The 8,296-nt window shown below is 43.8% G+C and carries 10 protein-coding genes and 1 tRNA gene; 4 read left to right on the top strand and 7 right to left on the bottom strand.

Features of this window, described 5'->3' with window-relative positions; all coding sequences use genetic code 11:
* Positions 1–570 (bottom strand): flippase-like domain-containing protein (locus ACP5N5_RS04495; protein ID WP_428133339.1); only part of this gene is annotated, 570 nt, incomplete at its 3' end.
* Positions 571–668: 98 nt separating this feature from the next.
* Between ACP5N5_RS04495 and prf1 the strand changes: the two genes are divergently transcribed.
* On the top strand, positions 669–1,760 hold the full coding sequence (gene prf1 / locus ACP5N5_RS04490; RefSeq protein WP_012608527.1) for a peptide chain release factor aRF-1: 1,092 nt from the start codon (positions 669–671) through the stop codon (positions 1,758–1,760).
* 86 nt (positions 1,761–1,846) lie between these two features.
* Complete coding sequence (locus tag ACP5N5_RS04485; protein ID WP_012608526.1) at positions 1,847–2,101, top strand: hypothetical protein; 255 nt, start codon at positions 1,847–1,849, stop codon at positions 2,099–2,101.
* Positions 2,102–2,460: 359 nt separating this feature from the next.
* Here the strand turns inward: ACP5N5_RS04485 and ACP5N5_RS04480 are convergent, their stop codons facing one another.
* The 4 genes from ACP5N5_RS04480 to ACP5N5_RS04465 all read right to left on the bottom strand — a co-directional run bounded on the left by ACP5N5_RS04480 (position 2,461) and on the right by ACP5N5_RS04465 (position 5,246).
* A complete protein-coding gene (locus ACP5N5_RS04480) occupies positions 2,461–2,820 on the bottom strand; it encodes a hypothetical protein (protein WP_428133335.1) in 360 nt (119 codons plus the stop codon).
* Between the two features lie 244 nt (positions 2,821–3,064).
* Positions 3,065–3,832 (bottom strand): DUF5603 domain-containing protein, encoded by a 768-nt coding sequence (locus ACP5N5_RS04475; protein WP_428133333.1) that lies wholly within the window; start codon positions 3,830–3,832, stop codon positions 3,065–3,067.
* 2 nt (positions 3,833–3,834) lie between these two features.
* The gene (locus ACP5N5_RS04470; RefSeq protein ID WP_428133331.1) at positions 3,835–4,776 is read right to left on the bottom strand and encodes a D-2-hydroxyacid dehydrogenase; all 942 of its coding nucleotides are present in this window, start codon (positions 4,774–4,776) and stop codon (positions 3,835–3,837) included.
* A gap of 368 nt (positions 4,777–5,144) precedes the next feature.
* Positions 5,145–5,246 (bottom strand) — tRNA-Thr (locus ACP5N5_RS04465).
* A gap of 341 nt (positions 5,247–5,587) precedes the next feature.
* On the opposite strand from ACP5N5_RS04465, the gene ACP5N5_RS04460 reads away from it, so the two are divergent.
* Positions 5,588–5,809, top strand: coding sequence for a hypothetical protein (locus ACP5N5_RS04460; RefSeq protein WP_428133329.1), 222 nt, complete (start codon positions 5,588–5,590; stop codon positions 5,807–5,809).
* A 114-nt stretch (positions 5,810–5,923) separates the two neighbouring features.
* Here the strand turns inward: ACP5N5_RS04460 and ACP5N5_RS04455 are convergent, their stop codons facing one another.
* On the bottom strand, positions 5,924–6,184 hold the full coding sequence (locus ACP5N5_RS04455) for a DUF84 family protein (RefSeq protein WP_276815054.1): 261 nt from the start codon (positions 6,182–6,184) through the stop codon (positions 5,924–5,926).
* Positions 6,185–6,349: 165 nt separating this feature from the next.
* Between ACP5N5_RS04455 and ACP5N5_RS04450 the strand changes: the two genes are divergently transcribed.
* Entirely contained in the window at positions 6,350–7,393 is a 1,044-nt protein-coding gene (locus ACP5N5_RS04450) for a hypothetical protein (RefSeq protein WP_428133326.1), read from the top strand.
* Here the strand turns inward: ACP5N5_RS04450 and ACP5N5_RS04445 are convergent.
* On the bottom strand, positions 7,390–8,208 hold the full coding sequence (locus ACP5N5_RS04445) for a D-aminoacyl-tRNA deacylase (RefSeq protein WP_428133322.1): 819 nt from the start codon (positions 8,206–8,208) through the stop codon (positions 7,390–7,392). The genes ACP5N5_RS04450 and ACP5N5_RS04445 overlap by 4 nt on opposite strands.
* Positions 8,209–8,296 lie beyond the last annotated feature (88 nt).

Raw genomic sequence — 8,296 nt, 5'->3', positions numbered from 1 at the left:
TGCTGCATCGGGTCCGCTAGGCATGTTCCTGCCAGCCCTCACTATTTTAAGCGATATAGAGAGCCATGAGAAGGACATGAATAACGATACTAGTAAGACAGGTGTGCTTAGAGGCAGATATTTAACGCTGAGGAAGGCACCAATAATGTTTACGGCTAATACATCATAGTAAACCTCGTAGATCACTAGTGCATAGGATTTAACAGTATCGACTCCTGTCCTTCTGGACAAGTAATATGCTCTGCCAGGCTCACCGCCTATCGAGGAGGGCGTTATATTCGCGGTTAAACCGCCTATGAGCCTAATAGCCAGGCTGTCAATTAATGGAAGAGTAATCCCCTTCATACTTGATTCAAAGAGTAATTTCAACCTGAGAGCCGATATAATCCATCCAAGCGTTATTACCAGTAGTGAGACAGGGGTATCCATGGAGTATAGTTCCAGTAGCGAGCTAAGGGAGGATGTGATAACACTGTAAGCTAGGATCACGAGGGTTACTACTATCAGGGTGATAATTAAGCCCCCGCCAAGTTTTCTCTCAACCTGCATATCTATGCCCACATATATCATGGGTTTACCTAGATATATTTAAACCCCAAAATATATACCATGTTATCCCGGTGTAAAAGGGATGAGCCTTTAGCTATAGTGAAGACCAAATAGAATCCATGAGAGTGGATAAGCAAAGGTTAAGGGAGATAATTAAGGAGTTGAAGAAGTGGAAGGCCCATGCAACGATATTGCTGAGCCTATATGTGCCGCCGGGTAGACCTATAGGTGATGTATTAAACCTGCTTCGTCAGGAGCTCTCGGTAGCCGATAATATAAAGCTTAAGAAGACAAGGAACGCTGTTGAGAGAGCGTTGTCGATAGCCATTGAGAGGATGAGCAAGATACCCAAGGTCCCTGATAAAGGACTAGTATTATTCGCAGGAGAAGATCCTGATACAGGGAAATCGATAACAGTTATGTTGATCCCACCAGAGGAGGTGCCGGTATTCTTCTATAGGACGGATAAGGTATTCCATACAGAGTTCCTCGAGGAAATGGTCAGTGAATCCAATATAATTGGCTTACTAATAGTGGAGCGTGATGCCGCTACAATCGGCCTGCTTAAGGGTAATAGGCTGCAGGTAGTTGAGGAGCTAGAGGACTATATACCAGGCAAGCATCAGAAAGGTGGTCAGAGCCAGCGTAGATACGATAGAATAATTGAGCAAATGGTTGAAGACTTCTATAAGAGGGTTGGTGAACACGCTAACAACGTATTCCTACCACTACTAGAGCAAGGCAAGCTTAAGGCCCTCCTAGTTGGCGGACCAGCCTATGCTAAATACGATTTCATGGAGAAGGATTACCTGGATTACAGGCTTAAGAAGATAGTGCTGCCAGAGTTCATCGATGTAGCCTACCAGGGTGAACCAGGCTTAAGGGAAATGATAATGAGAGCCGGGGACCTATTAAAGGAGCAAGAATATGCTGAAACACTTAAGGCAATCGAGGAGTTCAAGTATCACTTGGCAAAAGACGATGGGTTAATAGTGTACGGTGAAGAAGAAGTACGCAACGCTCTTGAAATGGGTCTTGTAGGCATCCTGCTAATAAGTGAGCAACGGGAGGATATAGAGGAGTGGCTTGAGCTAGCAAGAAAGCGAGGAGCTAAACCACTAGTCGTAAGCACCGATATACCTGAAGGCGAGTGGTTTGCACAAACCTTCAATGGGTTGGCCGGAATACTGAGAACCCGTGTATCATGGTAGCTTCCAACTGGTCAGCTAGTTTAATTTTTAATTAGTAGAAATTATAAGCCTGTAGGAACAATATTAATTATGGTGGGGATTAGGAAATGATAGATCCCTCCTACAGAAGAGAGCTACTATCCCTGATAATTAATGCAGGACTAGAAGAAGACTTCATAGAATGGTTAAGCATACAGGGTATAAGACACCTAGTGGGACAAGTAGACAACATACCAGAGGAACTACTGCTGGCATACGTTAAAGAGAAGAAGCTAATAGATACAGAAGAAGAGGATGAGATAAGCCTGAGAGAACCCTCCAGCGAGCCAGATGGAAACATATATATAAAAAGGAAAGGCTAAGCCCCCCATCTCAAGGACATTGTTCCCTGATCATTCTAGAGACCCTGAGCCCTATGACTTTCGATTTTTTCTATAGAGTCTATCCAATAGCACAGCTGGATGTGAACAGTTTGGTTTTCGTCGATTAAAAAGCTCGTACTTGAAGCCCTAAGAGTCCGTGTTTTCTATGATGTTTGTTGTTCAATGTGAACGTTCGTGAACAAGCCACTTGTTCCCGTTGTTCGCGAACAACGGTGGAAAAGAATTATGAGCCATACTTACCTAGAACCCCTGGGAGTGTATGCTGGGCAGAGAGCGCACACCCACCTATGCACTCTAACATTTATATAGCATCTCCCCCCTCCTCATCTTATACCCCTTTAAAGGCGATTCCGAGTACCAGAGCGTTCAGTAGCCGTCTTTATCCATGTACTTACACCAGTACTCCGGGTATCCCTTGAGAAACCTGCCTTATCAGCTGTATCGGTTAAACCACAAATATTTCTTAAAACATGTTCAGCCAACATATTAGATGAGATATAACACACGTCGGGCTCTACAACAGGTGATTCAACACAGCACCCGGAGCCATCTCCAAAATCAACGTAGAAAGAAGCTATGAAGGAACACGGATCCTCAATAGAGGGATATTCGGCATTGTAGCTAGCAGATACAGCATTAATTAAAGATGCACGGGGCGGGATCATAGCGGCAACGAGAAGCGTAGCTATAAAGAGCATTGAGATACGGAACAAATTCTCATTAAACCAGTTACATCTTAACGAAAACTAAAAACCTTTATATCTTTTCTACCCTTATAAGCACGAGAAGCTCTTATCTCGGATGCTTTTATTTTCACCGATAGCTTACTGAAATAACTGCCATACCTGGCCATTATTCCACCGGTTCTACGTAAACCTACATTAATTCTAGTGAAGAAAGAAAGATAGGATAGTAAAAAGAAGTAAAAAGGTATTCAATGATCTAGGCTAGTTTACTAAGGGGGGTATATGTCTTGGCTGGATAGAATGGCAGAATATGTCTGGTTGTTTTAGGCGCATATACAAGTCCTTTCTTCACATAGTTCATTACGTCTTCTTTTGTTAATATTTTACGTATGAATAAATATGTAAGCCACCCTGATTTAAGGTCTTCCAACGCATCTGAGAGCTCACCATAGTATACCAGGGTGAATAATCCCTTCATATTAAGCTCGTTCAATACCTGGGAAACTATCTTCTGGCCTTCAATGCCTCCGCTTATCGCTCTGCAAAGGTCCTTTCCCAGTACTATAAAGGAGGATTCTTCAAGTAGTTTCACATCTATCTCTCCCAGCGTGTTGGGATCGTAGTTGCACATGGAGATCTTCAATCCCCTCCTCGATGCCTCGCTCAGCACTGGTTCAACCTCGCCTATTATGCCGGGTAACCACGTCTTCAGCTTTACCTCGGGGCTAAAGTAGTCTATGATCACGCATGGTATCTTCCTGTATCCGAGTGCTTTTACAGCTGCCCATCTATGGTGCCCGTCAACAATGAGGAATTTATCGGTGCCGGGTATAGGGGTGACTATTATTGGCATGTCTACGGCGTTCTCGCTCCGAATCTTATCAACTAGTTCCCTTAACCTTGCCTCAACTAGTTCCTCGTGGTTAACCAGTTTATCCACATCTATTAGCGTTGGCTCAACATACTTGTAGGGGATGCTTGTCTTAGGTAGCTTAATTATTACTTTACCTGCTTCACTACTCATAACTAGGCACCAAGCTTCCTGAAATAGTCTATTATTTTCTCAGCAACCTCTATGCCGGCTTTTTCCTGCGCCTCCACAGTGCTAGCGCCTATGTGCGGAGTTAAAACTACGTTGTCAAGTTTTAGTAATGCATGATCCTTTGGCAAGGGCTCCTCCTCGAATACGTCTAGCCCGGCACCAGCAATCCAGCCTTCTTTCAATGCCTTTATAAGTGCATTAGTGTCTACCACCTGCCCCCTCGAGGTATTTATAAGTATCGCGGTTTTCTTCATGAGCCTTAGTCTCTTCTCATTTATCAAGTGTTGTGTTTCAGGTGTTAGGGGGACATGTATTGAGACCACATCTGATTCCTTTAGAAGAGTCTCTAGATCAACGTATCTAGCCCCCAACTCCCTCTCTAATTGTTCATTTCTACCGAGATCATAATAGAGAATATTCATCCCAAGACCTAGCCTGCATATCTTTGCAACAGTTGAACCTATTCTACCAGCACCAATTATACCAAGGGTCTTACCGTTCAACTCAATCCCCATAGCCTGCTTCTTCGGCCACTCGCCAAGCCGCATACGCCTGTCACTGAAGGCTATCTTCCTGGCCACGGCAATCATTAATCCCACGGCTAGCTCCGCAACGCTCACCGATGATGATGCAGGGGCATTGATGACCTCTATCCCCCGGGCTTTAGCAGCTTCGACATCTATGTTATCTAATCCCACACCGGCTCTAGCGATCACCTTGAGGACGTCGGATGATTCTATCACCCTCTTTGTGACCAAGGGTTTGCTACGGACTATAAGTGCGTGGAACCCCTTTATCATCGAGGCTAATTCATCCTCGCTTGGCTCCTCTCTTACAGTGACATCAAACCCGTTTGATCTCAACAACTCGATTGCCTTCTCATGAATGTGGCTTGCAACTAGAACTCTATACTTGTATGTACTCATCTATATCCCCTACTCATATCATATTACTTTAACCAAATAAAAATATTAAGAAGGAATATAGCCACTCTTACAGCTTGAAAAAGCTTGGGAAAGGATTACTGTTTCCCGCCCCAGGTTTTCTGGGTCTTCGTGGGGTGGTTTATCATGGTTTCTCCCCCGGCTCCCTCCCCGTAGACAGCCATGGGTCTCGGGGAGCTAAGGGGTCGCCAATAGACTCGTGTTCTTAGCTTACAAATTTAAACGGGTAAAGCAAGGAGGGCACCAAATAGCTTGCAAAACCTAAAGAACCTATAAAACAAAACGGTATGTCATCCTGGTTTAAAGCCCTAGGCTATGCCACTGTGTTTAAGGATAGATGAGAAATAGAGAGCCGCCGGCGGGATTTGAACCCGCGTCCACCGGCTTTCTCGACGGGCCTACCTAGTACTTGCTTACAAGGCCGGCGCTCCACCGGGCTGAGCTACGGCGGCCTATTTGAACCATGATTACTTTCAGGGTTTAAAATTATTTCATCGGAGGAACTAATGCGTTCTATATCCAATAGGTAGGGAGAGCAAGGAGAAGGTGGAGAAGCCCTACGGCAGAAAGTATATACAGTAATCATAGCAGAGGAATGGCATCAAATAATACAAACAAATATCAACAATTTTAAACTATAACAGAAACAGTTTGGTTGGGGCTTTATAATTCTACTCAATAATATTTAATCCCGAAGCATGAATAAAGTTCGGTAGGTAATACGAACGGCGTCTATATGTATGAAACATAGGAAAAGAAGATTTAAACAAAGAAGACTACTATATAGAGGTAAATGCCCCTCGTAGCCCGCAAGTGGAGGCCTGGGCAGTTCGTTATCTTCATGATCCATCCTAGAGGAGAACGAGTACCAATGTCTGTTGCTATAGTCAACGGCTCGAATATTGGGATGTTTATTAAGAAACTAGGTAAGACGAGTATCCAGCTATACAACGAGTTTAGAGTAGGCGATAGACTACTCGCTCTAGCAGGCCTCTTGGAAAGCCTATCGAGTTGAAGAACTACAATAGGGTTATACTAGCATCTGACGCTGTATGTGGTCATGCCGAGCAGATCGGTTTAGCAGAGCACTTGATACACGAGTATATTAAATCCAGGAAGAAATGAGATGCTAGATTAGCCACCTAGAGTAGAGTTCGTAGTTTAGAATCTTTGTTAACGCCATTAGAGTAGCGGGCTTGGATCTTACAACAGCGTTTTTAGTCAATATCGATATAACCCCGGTTGAATCCCCTATGTTTCTAACAGAGTAAATACTCTCCACTATCTCCTCCAGTTCTCTAAACCCACCTTTCTCAATATCCTCGACAAACCACCTCGGTATTGTGAATGCGGGTGAGAAGCCTATAGAGCTTACACCATTCTTGTATATTACGTATTATCACTTTGTACACCATCACTATTTATACATCTTGCAGGTCAGCCAGGGGTTCAAGCCGTTCATCAATCACGTGCGGCAGGGCGTCTTCATCCAATAATTACTAAATAACCCTCTAGGAGATTTTATATCAATAGCGCTAGGGGAGTGGATGCCTTAATGCAGGGGGTATTCGATAATATAGTGGATAAGGTATTCAATGGTGATCTCTACATTGTATTTAAGCCTCTTGACCTCCAGCTACATGGATATCATTCGAAGGATAACATAGTGTTGAATATACCTAACAGGAGGAGTAGGAGAATAGGGTTTGGATTACTTGAGGTTGCCACAGAATCGAGTAGTGAGAGTGTTGATTGGAGGCTGAAACTCAACGGTATAAGTGTTACAAAGGAGTTCAAGCCCCATTACATGGTTAGATATAAGGATAGATTAATCTCTAAGTTCGTGTATGATGTAACACCCATCCTAAACACGGAGGAATCAATGAGGAGGGAATGGGTGAATCTAACAGTTAAACACGAGGGGGGTTCACCAGTAAAGCTGCGGAAGATCCAGCTTGTAGCATTATACGAGGATACAGATGCCTCTACAAGCCTTAAATACTGGACAGGGCTGCTCGTCCTATATCCAGGTGAGTCGTATCCTTTAGCAAAATGTAAGAATATAGGGGGCCATGACATAAGGATTTCAAGCTACATTCCTCAGAGGACCAGTAGATTAATTATGCACATTAATGGTATGAGGTATGAGCTGACGAGTCCGTATACTGAGGGATTCGAGGAATACATTATTAATAACATTAATACTTCACCAGGGGATGATGCGATAGCATTGGTTAATGAGGGAGAAGGAGGGGCAATCATCACATCCAGCATAATACTGTATTCAATAAGAATGCCTATTCCTGTTATCGAGGTTGAAGATATAAATGCGAGTAGAGCAGGAGGGCAACTCAAGATCACTGTCTCACTGATAAATAAAGGTGAGTCATCACCGGACTTCATTGTTTTCACAGTGCTATATAAGGGAAGCATGTTAACGAGCATGAAGATTGATAAGCCTTTAAAATCCAGTGAACGCAGTATTAGTGAATTAGTCGTTCCCGGCACAGTTAAAACAGGTGAACCCATCACGCTGAGGATTGTTTGGAGCAAGCTATCTAGAACATGGTTCACTGAGAAGCAGATACTCGTGCCCTAGATATATCTCAGGCTAAGCTTCTTCTCAGAGACATACTCCTCTAGTAAAGACCTATGCTCCTGCCTTGTTCCCTTCTTCTCAACTATTACTTCAACCGGTTTCACCACGCTCCTCTCAATCATCTTATCCAGTACTACACGTGACATGTATTCGAGAGCGTATTTAGCCATTATATGCCCGTAACATACGGGCTCAGCCAACGCTAGCTCTGTATGCTTCCTAGGATAATGTCCACCCCCAATACCTATCACAGGGATGCATTCATCCCTGATGCCTCCCCGGAGAAACCCTATCACGGTATCGCCTACAACAGCGTGGTTTACTCTATCCCTCCATTCATCTAATCCACTGCCAATCTCTATGAATACAAGTGGCTTAGAGAGACTTGTGGGTCCGTGGTGCGTTGCCTCATAACTAACCTCGTACTCGTTTCTACTGTAGGCATCTCTATATGTTTTTAATAGCCTGAGAAGTAGCCAAGCTGTACGTGGCGAAGCAATTCCGAGTTCGCCGGGTCTTCCACCAGATAACGCCTCCCCTCCATAATTCCCGGTATGGTGAACAGTGTAGCTTTTAACCCCTGCCTTACTGCTATGCCGCGAGAGCACAATGTATTCGGAGACCATTGGTAGCCTCTCATCAAGGAAGTCAAAGTATATGACATCCTCATTGAAACCCGCTAAAACAAACCCATCTCCCTCATAGTATTCCATAGCATACGGGTTAGTAGTTCTATGCGGTTTAAGAGCCTCAACTATATATGATGCTATCCCTCTACCAGCCGGATCCTCGACGCTATAAACTAGGCCTATCAATTAGCTTCACCCGCTGTCTGTTCTCCACTATTAAAAACCGTAGCTGGTTTTTATTGATTTTTAATTACATTGTCATCATTATTTTAAT

The sequence above is a fragment of the Desulfurococcus sp. genome (assembly GCF_049970475.1).
Classification (GTDB): Archaea; Thermoproteota; Thermoprotei_A; order Sulfolobales; family Desulfurococcaceae; genus Desulfurococcus; species Desulfurococcus amylolyticus.
This window is presented reverse-complemented; position numbering and strand designations above follow the sequence as displayed.